The following is a 15,292-nucleotide window of genomic DNA, read 5'->3' as shown; positions in this document are numbered from 1 at the left end:
TTGCACCGATCATTAGATCACGAGCGATAATGAATTTTTTACTTTGCGGCAATGTGCGACAAGAACGCACTATTGACATCGCGAAAAGCGTCATCAATCTTAGGTTGCTTAACTCGTCAACTCAAACTTGACCGGCGCAGCCACCTTGACGGTGGCTTCAAAATGAAACGTAGGATCCAATGAGGCGACTGAACGAAGTCACAGCGCATCATGCCAAAAGTTTCATAAGCGCGCTGATCGCAATGATTCTCACTGTGTACGCGTCGACGTCATCGGCAGAATCGATCTACCGAACCGGTCCGTTTCGCAGTCTGTGCAGCACGGTTGAGATTTCGGCGGAGCCGGAGGTCTTTCAACGCTCTGCACGTGCAACGGTCAATGAAAACGTCACGCGTACCATCGAAGAGCGCTTGCGAACGCTCGGACTTAGCTATCCAGTCATCGCGGGACCGGAGTGCTTTAGGGAACGCGCGAGAGAGCCGCGGCAGTTGAGCCTCCAGTTCTATGCGCGCGCGGTTTTCGACCCCGAATACCCCCGCCGGCTGGTCATCTCGTTGATCATGCACAGCTACTACAAGGACACCGCTGCGGAAGGCCCCTACCATCGCGACATTCCAAGGGCACACCACGAATTCCCAACGGAAGTTAGTTTCTGTTCGGCCGAAGCCGATCCTTCACGCTGCCTGACTGATCGCGTGATTAACTACTTCGACGCGACCATGCTGAAAATCATCGAACGTGCTCAAGAGCTCGAAAAAGGGAGGCGATGATGACGGCAGCTCAGAATATCACCCAGCTCTTTACCAACGGCCGCGCGAATGCGCGCCGTTGGTTCATCCGCGCCACCTCTGACGCTACTGCGCCCTGCGATAGTGCCTCATCGACCTCTGCCGCACACGCGGTCCGGGCGTAGTCACTCCCTCGCCGTAATAGGCATTGGAATTGTAATAGGCGTTCGATTGATCGAACGACCGGTACGCCGGCCGGCCGCTGAGCACGTCGGCATTGGGATGATAGAACGAATACGCGCCGGGCTCCTGGATCGCGGCTTGCGCGAACACGGGCGTTGCGATCGCGGTCATCAGAAACGCGGCGGCGAGGGTTGGGATCGACTTGGTCATCGGTGGGATCCTCTTGTTATGAAGTCACCCCACCCAATTGGGTGTCGCAGCGCAAAAGCGGAGAGCCGTGCGAGGGCTCTCACCGCGATGTGAAAAGTCGTGCGCCAATATGCGCGGCGGCGTGAGCGCGCGAAAATATCCTCTGCCGACAATGCGCAGAATATTCGCCTACAAATGAAGGGATTGGCGCAAGGCTTTCGCTTTCGCGCGGCGATGCTGTAGGGCGGGTCAGCGCAGCGTAATCCGCCGACATGCGCCCGTGCGGCGAGATCGCGGTGGATTACGCTTTCGCCAATCCGCCCCACGAAATCTGCATGCTACGTCTGCGGGGGATAACGCTCGAAGGTCGGCAATTCGTGCGCGCGCTCCATCCAGCGAAGCCGCTCTGCTGTCTGGATGTGCATCATCGCCGGAACGGCATTGGGATCGTCGTAGGTCCCGCTCTGAATGTCGACGATGCCGGGCATTATATTCGCGTTGGTGAAGAACAGACCCGTGCCGCAGTCAGCGCAGAATTGACGCCGGCCGTGTTCGGAGGACTGATAAGTTTTCGGCTGCCCCTTCGTCACCTTGAGCGCATTCTGCGGGTACATCGTCCAGCCGACCACCGGCGCGCCGGCATGACGCCTGCAATCGGTGCAGTGACACAGCGCGTGAACGATGAGTTCGCCCGCGATTTCGTAACGAATGGCGCCGCAATGACAGCCGCCGGTGATGTTGACCATGATCGCCTCCGAGAAGATTGTAGCCCGGATGAAGCGCAGCGAAATCCGGGACGAATCATCGGCCGGCGAGATATCCCCGGATTGCGCTTCGCTCCATCCGGCTACTTCCTACGCCGACTTCCTGACCGCGTTGTCGACCAGCGTCTTGCCGAGCGACCAGATCGCGCCGGGCACCTTGTGGCTGGCAGCGATGACGTCGTCGAACGACTTCTCGATCCAGGCGCAGTCTTCTTCCGTGATCACGAGCGGCGGCAGCAGCTTGATGGTGTGGCTGCCGTGGCCGGAAACCTGCGTCAGGATCTTGTGATCCTTGAACAGCGGCACGGTGATGAGCTGGCAGAACAGGCCCTTGTTGGCGGTCTCCAGGAGATTCCAGGAAGCCTTCAGCTTCAGCGATTTCGGCGGGCCGAATTCGATGCCGATCATCAGCCCCTTGCCGCGCACTTCCTTGAGCAGTTCATAGCCCGGCACCATGCGGGTCAGCGCAAGGCGGAGCTCGGCGCCGCGCTTGGCGGCCTGCTCGACCAGCTTTTCCTGCTTGACCACATCAAGCATCGCGATCCCGGCAGCCATCGCCATATCGTTCTTCGAAAACGTCGAGCCGTGCACGACGGCGCGGTCCATCTGGCTGAAGATCTTGTCGAAGATCGACTTGCGCGTGAGTAGCGCACCGACGGGCACGTGGCCGCCCGACAGCGCCTTCGAAAGCAACACCATGTCTGGCTCGACATTCCAGTGCTCGACCGCGAGGAATTTTCCGGTGCGGCCGATTCCGGTCTGGATTTCGTCGGCGATGAAGATGGTGCCGTATTTCTTGCAGAGCGCGAGCGCACCGGGAAGGAATTCATCGGTAGGCAGGTTGACGCCCTTGCCCTGGATCGGCTCGACGATGAAAGCCGCGACCTGACGCGAGGACAACGCTCGATCCAGTGCCTCAAGGTCGTTGAAGGGAATCTGCGTGCACCCGGGCAACAGCGGCTCGAATCCGCTTCGGAAGTTCGCATCGTCCATCAGCGACAGCGCGCCGTAGGTCAATCCGTGGTACGAGTGGGAACAGGACACAATGCCGGGACGGCCGGTCGCGCCGCGCGCGAACTTGATCGCAGCCTCGACGGTTTCGGCGCCGGAATTGGCAAAGAACACCTTGTCCAGATATGGAACATGTTCTAGCAGGCGTTCCGCGAGCACGCCGGCGAGCGTGGAGACGTCAAGCTGCACCAGATTGGGAAAATCGGCATCGAGCACGCTTTTCAGCGCCTGACGCAATGCCGGATGATTCCGGCCAATCGCAAAAACGCCAAATCCGCTGAGTAGATCGAGATAGCGGGCCCCGTCACGATCGAACAGGTATTGACCTTGACCCTTCTGAAAGCCCACATCGTAGCCGATGGTCTTCAGCACCCGGACGAGTTGCTCGTTGAGATGACGCGCATGCATGGAACTGCGCTGCGCCTGCCGCTCAACAAACAGCTCGGAAACGTCTAGATATGAATCTGGCATCGGCTACATACGTCGGTTGATGGCTGTTTCGTCAACTGAAAACGCCCAATGCGGCGTTTTGACCCCCGCTTTGGATCATCTACTTAAACATAGGTTTGGACCATGTTGCACTGCCCAGGAAGCGTCGCGCGTACAATAGTTTATTCGGGGATCTTTTTGGCCACAGGTGTTAATGCGGCGCTGGCCGCCGATCCCACCGGTGACTGGAAAGTAGCCGATGGTGTAGCCAACATTCGCGTCGCCCAATGTAGCGGCAACATGTGGGGCGTGGTGGCCTGGGAGAAGCAGCCGGGCGGCAAGGACAAGAACAATCCGGACGTCGCCAAGCAAAGCCGGCCGACCCTGGGCATGCCGATCCTGATCGAGATGAAGAAGAAGCCCGGCGTCGACGCCTGGGAAGGCCAAGTCTACAACGCCAAGGACGGACAGCTCTACAGCTCGACGATCAAGCCTGTCGGCACCGACCAGCTCGAGATTCAGGGCTGTGTGCTCGGCTTCCTCTGCGGCGGCGAGACCTGGACGCGCGTCGGACCGCCGATTCCCTCCAGCCCCGCCAACAGCATGGCCAAGGGTGCGCCGAAGGGAGCGCCCGGCGCCGCGCCCAAGAGCACTGCACCAGCGACTGCGGCGCAGGCTCCTGCGCCCGCGGCACCGAAGACCACCGGCACGGCGAACCCGGCGCCCGCGAATCCTGCGCCGAAGGCCACGCCCGGTCAGAAGCAGGCGGCCGCACAGCCCGCCGACATCGGCGATATCTGCCTACTCCCCGACATCGCGCGGTTTGCCCATTAGCGCCGGCTGGAACAGCAGCACCGCGGCCAGCGTGATGATGAACGACAGCGCCAGCAATTTACCCATGCTGGCGGTGCCGGGATGACTGGATAGCCACAGGCTTCCGAACGCGGTCGCTGTCGTCAGCGCCGAGAAGAAGATCGCGCGCGTCAGGCTCGACTGCAGCAGATTATTTCTGCCCTCGCGCCAGGCCACGACGTAATAGATCTTGAAGGCGACGCCGACGCCGAGCAGCAGCGGCAGAGCTACGATATTGGCGAAGTTGAGCGGCAGTCCGATCAGCACGCAGAGCTCCAGCGTCACCGCGCCGGCCACCAACAAAGGCACCATTGTCATCAGCACGTCGGAGACTCGACGCAGCGTCAGCCACAGCAACAGGCTGATCACCAGCAATGCCCAGATGCCGGCGTGAATGAACGCCTTCACGATGGTGTCGCCGGATTTGAGGATCGAGACCGGCCCGCCGATCGCGTTCGGCTCCGCGGCCAGAACCGCATCGGCAAAGCGGCGCAGATTGTCGTTGTCGTTGGGGTCGCCCTTCGGCAGCGCCTCGACGCGGATCAAGCCGTCCTTGGATTTCCAGCTATTGAGCAATTCCGGCGGCAGCGTCTTCAATGTCACCGGTCCGGCCTGCATCGTGTTGCGGAGCTGGTCGAACACGATCTTGAGCGGGGCGACGAAGACGTTCTGCGCCTTGTCGCGCGTCGCCTGGTCGCTGCCGGAAAGCTTCGACAGCGCATCCGCCAATCTCCGTGAGGCAACGGCGCCCGGGCCCTTGCCGTCGCCGGCGGCCTTGCGCAAGGCATCGGCCGAGCTCTTCAGCGCTTCCGCATTCTCTTCATCCGATGGCGCCGCATCGACCGAATCGGGATTGAGCGCAGGGCCGACCACCCTCGCCGCCTTGCCGATCAACTGCAGCTTGGCCGGCTGGTCTTCAGGCACGAAACTGTCGATCGACATCACGCGAAGAACTTCCGGCAGCTTCTCCAGCCGCGCTGCGATTTTTTTCGCTTCCGCTTCCGAGTTGGTCAGCACGTTGATGGCGTTCGCGCCGGTGTTGGGATCCTTGCGCAGGTCAAGGAAGGTCGCGATCGATTCAGCGTGCGGATTGCGCAGGTTGATCGGGTTGAAGTCGAACTTCATGAAATAGAGCAGCGGGAGGCCGGCCACGACCAGAAGCAGCGTGCCGGCGACGATGATGACGCGGTGCCGTTCGAGGAATTCGTCCACCGGCGCCAGAAACGCGTAGCCGACCGGCTCGCTTTCGCCGGGCGGGTGCAGCAGCTTCAGCATCGCCGGCAGGGCCGTGATGCTGGTGAGGAACGCGATCAGCATGCCGGCGCCAGCAATCTTGCCGAGCTCGGAAATGCCCTTGTAGTCGGTCGGCAGGAAACAGAGAAAGCCGGCCGCGGTCGCCATCGCGGCGAGCGAGAGCGGGACCGCCGAACGCCTGGCAGCGCTCTCCAGTGCTTCGGCCAAATCTTCGTTGTTCTTGAAACGCTCGGAACGGTAGCGAACGCTGAATTGAATGCCGAAATCGACGCCAAGGCCGACGAACAGCACGGCAAAGGCGATCGACAGGAGGTTCAGCGACCCTACCATCATCAGGCCGACGGCGGTGGTGACCGCAAGTCCGATGAACAGATTCACGAACACCGCGAATATGATCTTGCCCGAGTGCAGCGCCATCCAGAGGATGACGAGGACGATGAGAACGGTGGCGACGCCGTTGAGGATCGCGCCGTCCTGCACGGTCGAATATTCCTCATTCGCGATCGGAACCGGGCCGGTCAGCCGCACGCGGGCGCCGTACTGGCCGGCAAAATTGAGATCGGTGGCGGCCTGCCGGATCGCGTCGGTCGCGTCCTTGCCGGGTTCGAGCTCGCTGTAATCGAGCTTCGGCTTGAACTCGATGAAGGCGCGGCGGTCGGCATCGGTCAACGGCTTGTCGCTGACGAGCTCGCGCCAGGAAAACGTCGCCGGCTTCTTGTTGAGGATATCCTCGACTGTCTGGCTGATCAGATTGAAGGGCCGCTCGGTATTGTCGAGCTTGACCTGCCCGCGCTTGACGCCGGCAAGGCCTGTTTCCAGCGCGCCGGTCAGGCCGCGGATCGAGGGATCGCCGGCCATGATCTCGATCAGGGGGGCTGCGGCTTCGAGCTGGCCTGCGACCTTGCCGACTTCCTCCACGGGGAGGAACAACAGCCCATTCTTTTCGAAGAACTCGCCGGAGCCCAGCGGCTGCACGGATTCGAAATGCTTGGTGTCGCCGGAGAGCTTTGTGAAAAGCGCCCTGCTCGCGGCACTGGCGAGTTCGGGCGTCGGCGCCTCGACGACGGCGAGAATCAGTTTTTCGCGGTCGAACGCCTGCTCGAACTGTTGGTCGCGCTTGCGCCAGTCGAGATCGGGCGAAATCAGCGTGTTGATGTCGGTGTTGATGGCGAAATGCTGAGCGGCATAGTAGCTCGCCCCGACTGCCAGTAGCAGCGAGACGATGACGACGAGAGTGGCAAACCGCGTACAGGTTCTGACAATCGAGACGACAATACTGGTCAGCACTTCGTTTCTTTCTAAATCTCAAGGAGAGAGCTGGGCGAAAACGCCCGCTGTCTAGCGGAGTTCCCGTAGCCGATCTAATGTTGTTTTGGTTATCTGTCTGCGGGTTCAAGCCAAGCCGCCAGACCAGACCGGAACAGGCGTTCAGGGTGCCGGTATAGCCTTTTCCGATGGGCGATAAAGTGGCGAACCGGCGAGGAACCGCAGTTCACGAATCCGCTTTTTCGGTATTTAGTTACCAAATATTAGTAACCATTGCGCGATCCACCCTTTTCTATCTGCACGATTTTTGACACATAGTCCTGCGCTTCCATCTACTTGGGTGGGGATTACCTACGGGTTCCGGTCGTGGTGCGGATATTGCAATCCGAATGTGACCGGCTGCACGGAGACCCTCGGGTGAATTTGCGAATTCAGGACCTGGTGCAACTTGAGTAATGGACATCCCATGGAAGTGTATCTAGCGCAGCCCCGCGGATTTTGTGCGGGCGTCGTGCGTGCCATCGAAATCGTTGAGCGTGCGCTCGAGAAGTACGGTCCGCCGGTCTATGTCCGGCACGAGATCGTGCACAATAAGTACGTGGTCGAAAGCCTGAAGGCCAAGGGCGCGATCTTCGTCGAGGACCTGTCAGAGGTTCCGCCGCTGGCGGTAACCGTCTTCAGCGCCCACGGCGTCGCTCGCACCGTCGAGGAAGAGGCCGCCGCCCGCGGCCTGCCCGTCCTCAATGCCACCTGCCCGCTGGTCACCAAGGTCCATAATCAGGGCAAACGGTATATGTCCAAGGGCCGGACCCTGGTCCTGATCGGGCATGCCGGCCACCCCGAGGTCGAGGGAACCATGGGCCAGGTTCCAGGCCCGGTTCTACTGGTCCAGAACGTTGACGAGGTGGCGGCGCTGACGCTGCCGACCGACGCCCCGGTGGCCTATATCACCCAGACTACCCTCAGCGTGGACGACACAAAGGACATAATCGCGGCCCTTCAGGCCAAATTTACAGATATTCAAGGCCCCGACATCCGGGATATCTGCTATGCGACACAGAACCGCCAATCTGCGGTAAGGGATCTGAGTAAGCTGGTGGACGTCATCTTGGTGGTGGGGGCCGCCAACAGTTCCAACTCAAACAGGCTCCGCGAAATCGGCACCGAGGTCGGGGTCGCGAGTTATCTCATTGCCGACGGGAGCGAGTTGAACCCCGATTGGCTGAAGGATGCAAAGGCGGTCGGTATTACGGCGGGCGCATCGGCGCCCGAAGTTTTGGTAGACGACGTGATCGAGGCTCTGAGGCGTATCGGACCCGTCAAGGTATCGGTGCTTCCCGGCCGGGAGGAGAACATCGAATTCCGGCTTCCAGCCGAACTGACTGCGGGCTGATCTGCTTCACAAGTTCCAAGTCTGGACCCTCAAGTCCAGACTGCAAGTTCAGAAAGAAAATCCCTCAATGGCAATACCGTTCTTCAAGGAAATGCGTATCGGCGGCTATCTCATGAAGCAGAAGCTGCTTGGCCGGAAACGCTACCCGCTCGTGCTGATGCTGGAGCCGCTGTTCCGCTGTAACCTCGCCTGCGTTGGCTGCGGCAAGATCGACTATCCCGATGCGATCCTCAACCGCCGCATGACCGCGCAGGAATGCTGGGATGCGGCCGACGAATGCGGCGCGCCCATGGTGGCGATCCCCGGCGGGGAACCTCTGATCCATAAGGAGATCGGCGAGATCGTGCGCGGTCTGATCGAGCGCAAGAAGTTCGTCTCGCTGTGCACCAACGCGCTGCTTCTGGAAAAGAAGCTCGATCTGTTCGAGCCCTCGCCGTATCTGTTCTTCTCGGTGCATCTCGACGGCCTGAAGGAACATCACGACAAGGCGGTATCGCAGAAGGGCGTGTTCGACCGCGCGGTTTCCGCGATCAAGGCTGCGAAGGCGCGCGGCTTCACCGTCAACGTCAACGCCACGATCTTCGACGGCCATCCGGCGGAAGAGATCGCCAAATTCCTCGACCTCACGACCGAGCTCGGTGTCGGCGTCTCGATGTCGCCGGGTTACGCCTATGAGCGCGCCCCGGACCAGGAGCACTTCCTCAACCGCACCAAGACCAAGAAGCTGTTCCGCGACGTCTTTGCGCTCGGCAAGGGCAAGAAGTGGAACTTCATGCATTCCGGCCTGTTCCTCGACTTCCTCGCCGGCAACCAATCCTACGAATGCACGCCGTGGGGCATGCCGGCGCGCAACATCTTCGGCTGGCAGAAGCCGTGCTACCTGCTCGGCGAAGGCTATACCAAGACCTTCAAGGAGCTGATGGAGACCACGGACTGGGATTCCTACGGCACCGGCCGTTACGAAAAGTGCGCTGACTGCATGGCGCATTGCGGCTACGAGCCGACCGCGGCCACCGCGGCGCTCAACAACCCGCTCAAGGCGATGTGGGTGGCGCTCAGGGGCGTCCGCACCACCGGTCCGATGGCGCCCGAGATCGATCTCTCCAAGCAGCGCCCGGCGCAATACATCTTCTCCGAACAGGTTCAGAAGAAACTGTCGGAAATCCGCCGCGACGAGGCGGCTGCCGCCGCCGCCAAGCAGCAGGAAAAGGCTTCCACCGCCGCTTGAGCGGGATGAGAAAAAGATTTGGGCCTCGGTTCCTGAACGAACCGAGGCCCTTTCTTTTGTTTGACGCCCCTCGAAATCCTAGAGCCTAAAGCCGCTGCAGATCAGGCCTCCGCCATGGCAAGGCTCTCGCCATGCAGAAAGCCGCGGCAGCCGCGCAGCGAGCGTAGCGCGCGGTTGAAATCCAGTCCGGTGGAGACCAGCGCGCGCAACGAGGTCGGATTGCGCGCAACCCCGCGCAGCACCTTGCCGAGGTCGATGTCGCCATTCGGCTTGATCGCGTTCATGGCGATCGCGGGAAGCGCCCGGCTGGCCGGATCGGAAATGACGCGCAGCGCCGCGAACGGCAAGCCGGCCTCGGCCGCATAGGCTGCGGCAATATGGCTCTCCATATCGACGGCAGCTGCGCCCGTCTCCGAATGCAGCGCGGCCTTGCAGGCGGTCGCCGCGATCACCTGTTCTACGCCGGAAAGAACGCCGCGGACGACGCGCCGGCGACGAAGTGCCGCATGCGCGATCATTTCCTCGTTCAGCGCCAGACCAGCCAGAAAACGGGTATCGCCGGCCAGAACCTCGGTCGCCACCACCACGTCGCCAGACTTCAGCGACGGATCGAGCCCGCCAGCGACGCCGAATGAAATGACACCTCTGAAAGTGGTAGAATCCAGCGTTGCCAGCAGTGCGCGCAATTGCTGCGGATCGCTGGAACTGCAGATGACGATCATGCCGGGCCCGGCCGCGATGCGGGCTTCCTGCACTAATCCTGTAACAATCAAAACCGGCCGCGCATCGATCGAATCACGATCAATCTGATTGTCCGCAATCGCGGCGGCCCCCGCCCCCCAAGTCACATCCCGACCCCTACCACCCTGCTGTTGGTGCTTCTCAAATTCCGGTACCGCGCCAGCGCCCAGAGCGGAAAGAATTTCGAGTAGCCATGATACCGCAAATAAAACACCCGCGGAAAGCCTGTAGCCGTGTAACGCGCCTCGTCCCAAAGCCCTTTCTCGGTCTGTGTGGCTTTTAGGTACTCCACGCCGCGCACGACAGCCGGGTTCTCCACCTCTCCGGCCGCCATCAATCCAAGCAAGGCCCATGCCGTTTGCGAGGACGTCGACGGCGCATCCTCGAATCCCTTGTAGTCCAAGCGATAGCTGACGGCATCCTCGCCCCAGCCGCCATCCTTGTTCTGGATCGAAACCAGCCAATCCACAGCCTTGCGCATCATCGGATCCTGGTGGTCGACGCCGGCGGCGTTGAGCGCGCAGAGCACTGACCAGGTTCCGTAGATGTAGTTCAGACCCCAGCGGCCGTACCATGACCCTTCCGCAAGCTGAGTGCGGCGCAAATAGGCGGTCCCGTCCGCGACCGACTTGCTGGTCTCGGCGGTCTCGCCGAGCTGCGCCAGCATCGAGATGCAGCGCGCGGTGACGTCCTCGGTCGGCGGATCGAGCAGCGCGCCGTGATCGGAGAACGGGATGTTGTTGAGATAGTATTCGAGATTGTTGACGTCGAAAGCGGCCCAGCCGCCATCGCGGCTCTGCAGGCCCTCGATCCACTCGCGGCCGCGCGCAATTGCCGTATCATATTCCTTGCCGCCGGACTGACGGCGCGTCCGGTCCATCGCCATCACCACCACGGCGGTGTCGTCGAGGTCGGGATAATGGGCGTTGTTGTACTGGAACGCCCAGCCGCCGGGGCGGACGTCGGGCGCCTTTGCCGCCCAGTCGCCCTTGAGGTCGAGCACCTGCCGTGGCTTCAGCCAGTCGAGGCCATCCTTCATTTTCTTGAGCGTATCCTCGCCGCCGGCCTCCGCCAGCGCGTGGCAGGTCAGCGCGGTGTCCCACACCGGCGAGACGCAGGGCTGGCAATAGGCGTCGTGTTCACTGATCACCAGCAGCTTGTCGATGCCCTTGCGGGTGACCGCGCGCGGCGGATAGTCGGCATCCTTGCCGAGCGCGTCATACATCATGACGATGTTGGCCATCGGCGGATAGATCGCGCCCATGCCGTCTTCGCCATTCAGCCGCTCCTCGGTGAACGCAAGCGCCGCGTCGATCGCGCGCTGGCGCAGCTTTTTCGGAAATAGCGGCTCGACCACGCGCAGGATCTTGTCGAGCGTACTGAACAGCGTGAACCAGCCCCAGCTCTGATGCGGCGCCTTCTTGTTCATGCCGACCGATTTGGGATCCTGCAGGAACAGTTCGTCGATGCCGACGCCCTTGGGATTCCTCGCCAACGGCTTCAGCGCCGCCAGCACCATCAGCGGCACGATCGTGGTGCGCGCCCAGTAGGAAATCTTGTTGAGATGGAACGGCGACCACATCGGCAGCAGCATGATCTCGACCGGCAATACCGGCACCGCTCGCCAGCTCAGCACGCCGTAGAAAGCGAGCAAGAACCGCGTGAAGACGTTGACGCGGGCAGCACCGCCGTGGCTGTGGATCGCCTCGCGCGCGCGCACCATGTGCGGCGCATCGACGGAATCGCCGATCATCTTCAGCGCAAAATAGGATTTGACGCTGGCGCTCATGTCGAGCGGGCCGTCCTGTACCAGCGGCCAGCCGCCATGATTGCCTTGCGTGCGGCGCAGATAGTTGGCGATCTTGGCTTCGAGTTCGCTGTCGACGGGCTCGCCGAGATAGTGCCGCAGCAGGATATATTCGGAAGGAATGGTGCTGTCGGCCTCCAGTTCGAACACAAAGTGTCCATCGGATTGCCGGTAGCCGAGCAGCGCTTCGGTCGCCGACGAGATGCTCCTCTCCAGCGCGACGGGATCGACTGTCGCGACGGAATCGGCTGCGATGGTTTTGTCGATGGCAAGCATTTCGCTATACATCCCTATCTTCGCGACAGGCTCTGTGAAGCCGGTCACGCACGTCCCGCCAGGCCTCAAGACCTCGCCAGGACCAGATCGGCGGCGCGGTCACCCGACCGCACCGATCCCTCGATGGTTGCCGGCAGCCCGGTATCGGTCCAGTCGCCGGCGAGAAACAGGTTTTTGAATGAAGTCACCGCCCCCGGCCGTAGCGCATTTTGCTCCGGCGTCGCCTCGAACGTAGCACGGCGTTCGCGCACGATCTGCCAGGGCGGCAGCGGCAATTCGGCCGGCAGGCCGGCGGCCTTGCAGACGTCGCGCCAGATCGCCAGCGCGAGTTCTTCGCGCGGCATATCGACCAGCCGATCGCCATTGCTGATGGTGATCGACAGCCGCTGCGGGAACGCGAACAGCCATTCAACGAGACCACCGACGACGCCGAGAATCGGCGCCGCATCCTTCGGCGGATCGTAGCGGAAATGCGCATTGACGATGGCGCGGAATTTTGTCGGCGTCTTCAGGCCTGGTAGCAGCGATGCCGCGGGTCGCGGCGGCACCGCGAGCACCACGACATCGTCGGGACCAAGTGCAACCGTGTCGCTGCCGAATTTCAGTTCGCCGACGGCGTTCCCCGTCATCGCGAACTCGCGCAGCTCATGGCCGAACTGGATCGAGGCCCCCTTGTCCTGCAACAGCTTGATCGCGGGCTCGACCAGCACCGCGCTGAGGCCATCGCGCGCGATCAGCGGCCGGCAGGCCTGCCCGCCCGCCAGCAGCGTTTCCCGCACAATTGCGCCGGCCAGGCCCGCCGAGCCCTCGGGCGGATCGACATTGAGCGCGGCCAGCAGCAGCGGCTGCACCAGCCGGTCGTACAGCGTGCCCTTGCAGGGGATCGTGTCGCCGACCAGTTTGCCGGTGCGCGCCCAAATCAGCGGCATCAAGGCGAGATAGTCGCGCAGCCCGGTATCGGGAACACGGCGCGCCTCGTCGAACACCCACAGCGGCAGTTTGCCATCGCCGAGGTCGAGCAGCCAGCGCTGGCCTGTTGAGATGTCGGCAAAGGGAAACTGCGCCAGCTTCGGCCCGACCAGCCCGGCCTCGGTGCCGATCGACCTGGCATAGGCCCGTGCATGGCTATTGCCGGACAACAACAGATGGTTGCCGTTGTCGATGGTGAGATTGGTGGCCGCGTCGAAATAGGAACGGCAGCGGCCGCCGGCCTGTTGCGTGGCCTCGTGTACATGCACGCGGTAATTGGCGTTGGCGAGCCGCACGGCCGCCGAAAGGCCGGAAATGCCGGCGCCGATGATATGAGCGTTTTTCTGCATCAGATGATCGCGTAACGGAGAAGGATGGCAATCTTCGCCCATTTGTGGACGCGAACCGGCTCGCGCGGAGGGGCAAAGCCCCTCGCCAGCAACAGGTCCAGAATCACGCGGTAATATTTCGACATGATCCGCGGCGCGCGCACGACGCGCCGCGAATTGCGTTTCATGATTTCGTCGGCTTTCTCAAAATGCTTTTTCGCGCGCTCGCCGAGCGCCAGGCAAACTTTCGGCAATGCGCGATCGACGGTCACGCGCTGCGGATCGTCGGTCGTGATGCCGGCAAGCAGCAGGCTTTCGCGGGGCAAATACAGACGGCCGAGGCCGGCGTCTTCATCGATGTCGCGCAGGATGTTGGTCAATTGCAGCGCGCGGCCGAGATGGTGGGCGAGCAGGATGCCGTCTTCCTCGGGCAGGCCGAACACGCGTACCGACAGGCGGCCGACGGCGCTGGCGACGCGGTCGCAATAAAGATCGAGGGTGGCGAGGTCCGGCGCGCGGATGTCCTGCGGCACGTCCATCTCCATGCCGTCGACGATCGCGAGAAAATCCTCGCGCTTGAGGCCGAAGGCTTTGACGGATGCGGCGTAATCCTGCAGGCGCGGCGGCGGATGGCCCTGATAGAGAGCGTCGATGTCGTCGCGCCATTGCTGGAGCGCGGCGAGCCGCTCCGGTCGCGGTCCGTGGGAGTCGGCGATGTCGTCGACCTGCCGGCAGAAGCTGTAGATCTGGAACATTGCCTGGCGCTGGTCGCGCGGCAGGATGCGCATCGCGGCATAGAACGAGCTGCCGGACGCGGTGGTGCCGTAATCTGCGTTGGCCGCCGCCGTCTGCACTGTCATGCGCCGGCCGCCGGTTTCGAGAGCGGGCGGCGTCCCACCGCGCGGCGGGCAATCTCGCCCGCGATGCCGCCGAAGGTATGGCCGAGCAACTCCAGCTTGCTCAAATGCACGCGCTCGCTGAGCGGATCGCGCACCTTCAGCATGCCGACGATCTGGTCGGCAAATGCCTGGATTACGGAAATATCCAGCCCGAGCCGGAAATCCTTTACTTCGGCGCTCAACGATTTGCTTTCATTCAGCAGGGTTTCGGTGCGCACCGCGAGCGCATGAAGGCATTGCAATAGCGCCGGCTGCGACTTCGCCTCGCCCAGCATCTCGACGGTGGCGCCGCTGGCGGCCAGTGCGTCGCGCGGCAGGTAGACGCGATTGAGATTCCTGTAGTCCTTGCCGCAGTCCTGCAAATGGTTGTTGATCTGCAAGCCCGCGCATAGCGCGTCGGATGCGGCCCAGGTCGAGGTGCTCTCGCCATGGACATCGAGCATGAAGCGGCCGACCGGCATGGCTGAATAACGGCAATAGTGAATGACGTCATCCCAGTTCTCGTAGCGCAGCTTGGTGACGTCCATCCGGAACGCTACCAGCACGTCGAGCGCGTGCCGCGGCGCCATTGAACGCTCGGCAAGAGCCTGGCGCAGGATGACCGCTTCCTTCTGCGTATCGCCCTTGCCCAGTAGCTCGGCCTCGAACAGATCGAGATAGCGCAGCTTCTCGTCTGCGCTGAGCTCGGCATGATCGGCGATGTCGTCGGCTGTCCGGACGAAATTATAGAATGCAAGAATCAGCGCCCGGTGACGCGGATGAATGATCCATGACGCGACCGGAAAATTCTCGTCGCGGTCGGTCTTTCCGGATCGCAGGTCGCTCGCGGTGGTCATCAGGAACTGGCTACATCAATCGGGATTGGCCGCATGCGCCGATGCTTCGGCGCATGCAAGGTGATTGCGGGCCCCATATAGGGGAATCCGCAGCCAAAACCAATGCTATATGGGCTGATTAGCCCCGCCCGTGACGCG

At 62.0% G+C, this 15,292-nt stretch carries 13 protein-coding genes; 4 read left to right on the top strand and 9 right to left on the bottom strand.

What is annotated here, in order from left to right:
• Positions 1–179: 179 nt before the first annotated feature.
• Complete coding sequence (locus AC0QUY_RS13555) at positions 180–770, top strand: hypothetical protein (RefSeq protein ID WP_161852990.1); 591 nt, start codon at positions 180–182, stop codon at positions 768–770.
• 84 nt (positions 771–854) lie between these two features.
• Here AC0QUY_RS13555 and AC0QUY_RS13550 read toward each other — a convergent pair whose 3' ends face one another.
• From AC0QUY_RS13550 to hpnO, 3 genes are all read right to left on the bottom strand, one after another.
• Positions 855–1,121: a hypothetical protein gene (locus AC0QUY_RS13550; protein ID WP_475387197.1), complete on the bottom strand. Its 267-nt coding sequence runs from the start codon at positions 1,119–1,121 to the stop codon at positions 855–857.
• 317 nt (positions 1,122–1,438) lie between these two features.
• Positions 1,439–1,846: a GFA family protein gene (locus tag AC0QUY_RS13545; protein WP_475387196.1), complete on the bottom strand. Its 408-nt coding sequence runs from the start codon at positions 1,844–1,846 to the stop codon at positions 1,439–1,441.
• Between the two features lie 108 nt (positions 1,847–1,954).
• Positions 1,955–3,346: an aminobacteriohopanetriol synthase HpnO gene (hpnO, locus tag AC0QUY_RS13540; RefSeq protein ID WP_161852987.1), complete on the bottom strand. Its 1,392-nt coding sequence runs from the start codon at positions 3,344–3,346 to the stop codon at positions 1,955–1,957.
• Positions 3,347–3,448: 102 nt separating this feature from the next.
• Between hpnO and AC0QUY_RS13535 the strand changes: the two genes are divergently transcribed.
• Positions 3,449–4,138: a DUF2147 domain-containing protein gene (locus AC0QUY_RS13535; RefSeq protein ID WP_475387195.1), complete on the top strand. Its 690-nt coding sequence runs from the start codon at positions 3,449–3,451 to the stop codon at positions 4,136–4,138.
• On the opposite strand, the gene hpnN is transcribed toward AC0QUY_RS13535, so the two are convergent.
• On the bottom strand, positions 4,106–6,697 hold the full coding sequence (hpnN, locus tag AC0QUY_RS13530) for a hopanoid transporter HpnN (protein WP_475387194.1): 2,592 nt from the start codon (positions 6,695–6,697) through the stop codon (positions 4,106–4,108). The two genes, AC0QUY_RS13535 and hpnN, sit on opposite strands and share 33 nt — an antisense overlap.
• A gap of 445 nt (positions 6,698–7,142) precedes the next feature.
• Between hpnN and ispH the strand changes: the two genes are divergently transcribed.
• Both ispH and hpnH read left to right on the top strand, forming a co-directional pair.
• Positions 7,143–8,069: a 4-hydroxy-3-methylbut-2-enyl diphosphate reductase gene (gene ispH, locus AC0QUY_RS13525; protein ID WP_161852984.1), complete on the top strand. Its 927-nt coding sequence runs from the start codon at positions 7,143–7,145 to the stop codon at positions 8,067–8,069.
• 67 nt (positions 8,070–8,136) lie between these two features.
• On the top strand, positions 8,137–9,297 hold the full coding sequence (gene hpnH, locus AC0QUY_RS13520; protein WP_475387193.1) for an adenosyl-hopene transferase HpnH: 1,161 nt from the start codon (positions 8,137–8,139) through the stop codon (positions 9,295–9,297).
• A gap of 101 nt (positions 9,298–9,398) precedes the next feature.
• On the opposite strand, the gene AC0QUY_RS13515 is transcribed toward hpnH, so the two are convergent.
• The 5 genes from AC0QUY_RS13515 to hpnC form a co-directional block, all read right to left on the bottom strand.
• Entirely contained in the window at positions 9,399–10,145 is a 747-nt protein-coding gene (locus AC0QUY_RS13515; RefSeq protein WP_371419261.1) for a phosphorylase, read from the bottom strand.
• Complete coding sequence (gene shc / locus AC0QUY_RS13510) at positions 10,142–12,121, bottom strand: squalene--hopene cyclase (protein ID WP_475387256.1); 1,980 nt, start codon at positions 12,119–12,121, stop codon at positions 10,142–10,144. The genes AC0QUY_RS13515 and shc overlap by 4 nt, the downstream gene beginning before the upstream one ends.
• Positions 12,122–12,186: 65 nt before the next feature.
• Positions 12,187–13,440, bottom strand: a complete 1,254-nt coding sequence (hpnE, locus tag AC0QUY_RS13505; protein ID WP_475387192.1) for a hydroxysqualene dehydroxylase HpnE — start codon at positions 13,438–13,440, stop codon at positions 12,187–12,189.
• A complete protein-coding gene (hpnD, locus tag AC0QUY_RS13500) occupies positions 13,440–14,279 on the bottom strand; it encodes a presqualene diphosphate synthase HpnD (RefSeq protein ID WP_475387191.1) in 840 nt (279 codons plus the stop codon). The genes hpnE and hpnD overlap by 1 nt, the downstream gene beginning before the upstream one ends.
• Complete coding sequence (gene hpnC / locus AC0QUY_RS13495) at positions 14,276–15,154, bottom strand: squalene synthase HpnC (protein WP_161852980.1); 879 nt, start codon at positions 15,152–15,154, stop codon at positions 14,276–14,278. Before hpnC ends, hpnD begins: the two co-directional genes overlap by 4 nt.
• Positions 15,155–15,292 lie beyond the last annotated feature (138 nt).

It is taken from the genome of Bradyrhizobium sp. WYCCWR15520, from assembly GCF_056174665.1.
Note: the sequence above shows the minus strand (reverse complement) of the source record. Positions and strands in the feature narration are given on the sequence as shown.

What these genes read in the sequence shown, in the direction of transcription:
- AC0QUY_RS13555 (WP_161852990.1), top strand. Translation starts at nt 180, where the DNA reads ATGAGGCGACTGAACGAAGTCACAGCGCATCATGCCAAAAGTTTCATA.
- shc (WP_475387256.1), bottom strand. Translation starts at nt 12,121, where the DNA reads ATGCTTGCCATCGACAAAACCATCGCAGCCGATTCCGTCGCGACAGTC.
- hpnE (WP_475387192.1), bottom strand. Translation starts at nt 13,440, where the DNA reads ATGCAGAAAAACGCTCATATCATCGGCGCCGGCATTTCCGGCCTTTCG.
- hpnH (WP_475387193.1), top strand. Translation starts at nt 8,137, where the DNA reads ATGGCAATACCGTTCTTCAAGGAAATGCGTATCGGCGGCTATCTCATG.
- ispH (WP_161852984.1), top strand. Translation starts at nt 7,143, where the DNA reads ATGGAAGTGTATCTAGCGCAGCCCCGCGGATTTTGTGCGGGCGTCGTG.
- AC0QUY_RS13545 (WP_475387196.1), bottom strand. Translation starts at nt 1,846, where the DNA reads ATGGTCAACATCACCGGCGGCTGTCATTGCGGCGCCATTCGTTACGAA.
- hpnC (WP_161852980.1), bottom strand. Translation starts at nt 15,154, where the DNA reads ATGACCACCGCGAGCGACCTGCGATCCGGAAAGACCGACCGCGACGAG.
- AC0QUY_RS13550 (WP_475387197.1), bottom strand. Translation starts at nt 1,121, where the DNA reads ATGACCAAGTCGATCCCAACCCTCGCCGCCGCGTTTCTGATGACCGCG.
- AC0QUY_RS13535 (WP_475387195.1), top strand. Translation starts at nt 3,449, where the DNA reads ATGTTGCACTGCCCAGGAAGCGTCGCGCGTACAATAGTTTATTCGGGG.
- hpnO (WP_161852987.1), bottom strand. Translation starts at nt 3,346, where the DNA reads ATGCCAGATTCATATCTAGACGTTTCCGAGCTGTTTGTTGAGCGGCAG.
- hpnD (WP_475387191.1), bottom strand. Translation starts at nt 14,279, where the DNA reads ATGACAGTGCAGACGGCGGCGGCCAACGCAGATTACGGCACCACCGCG.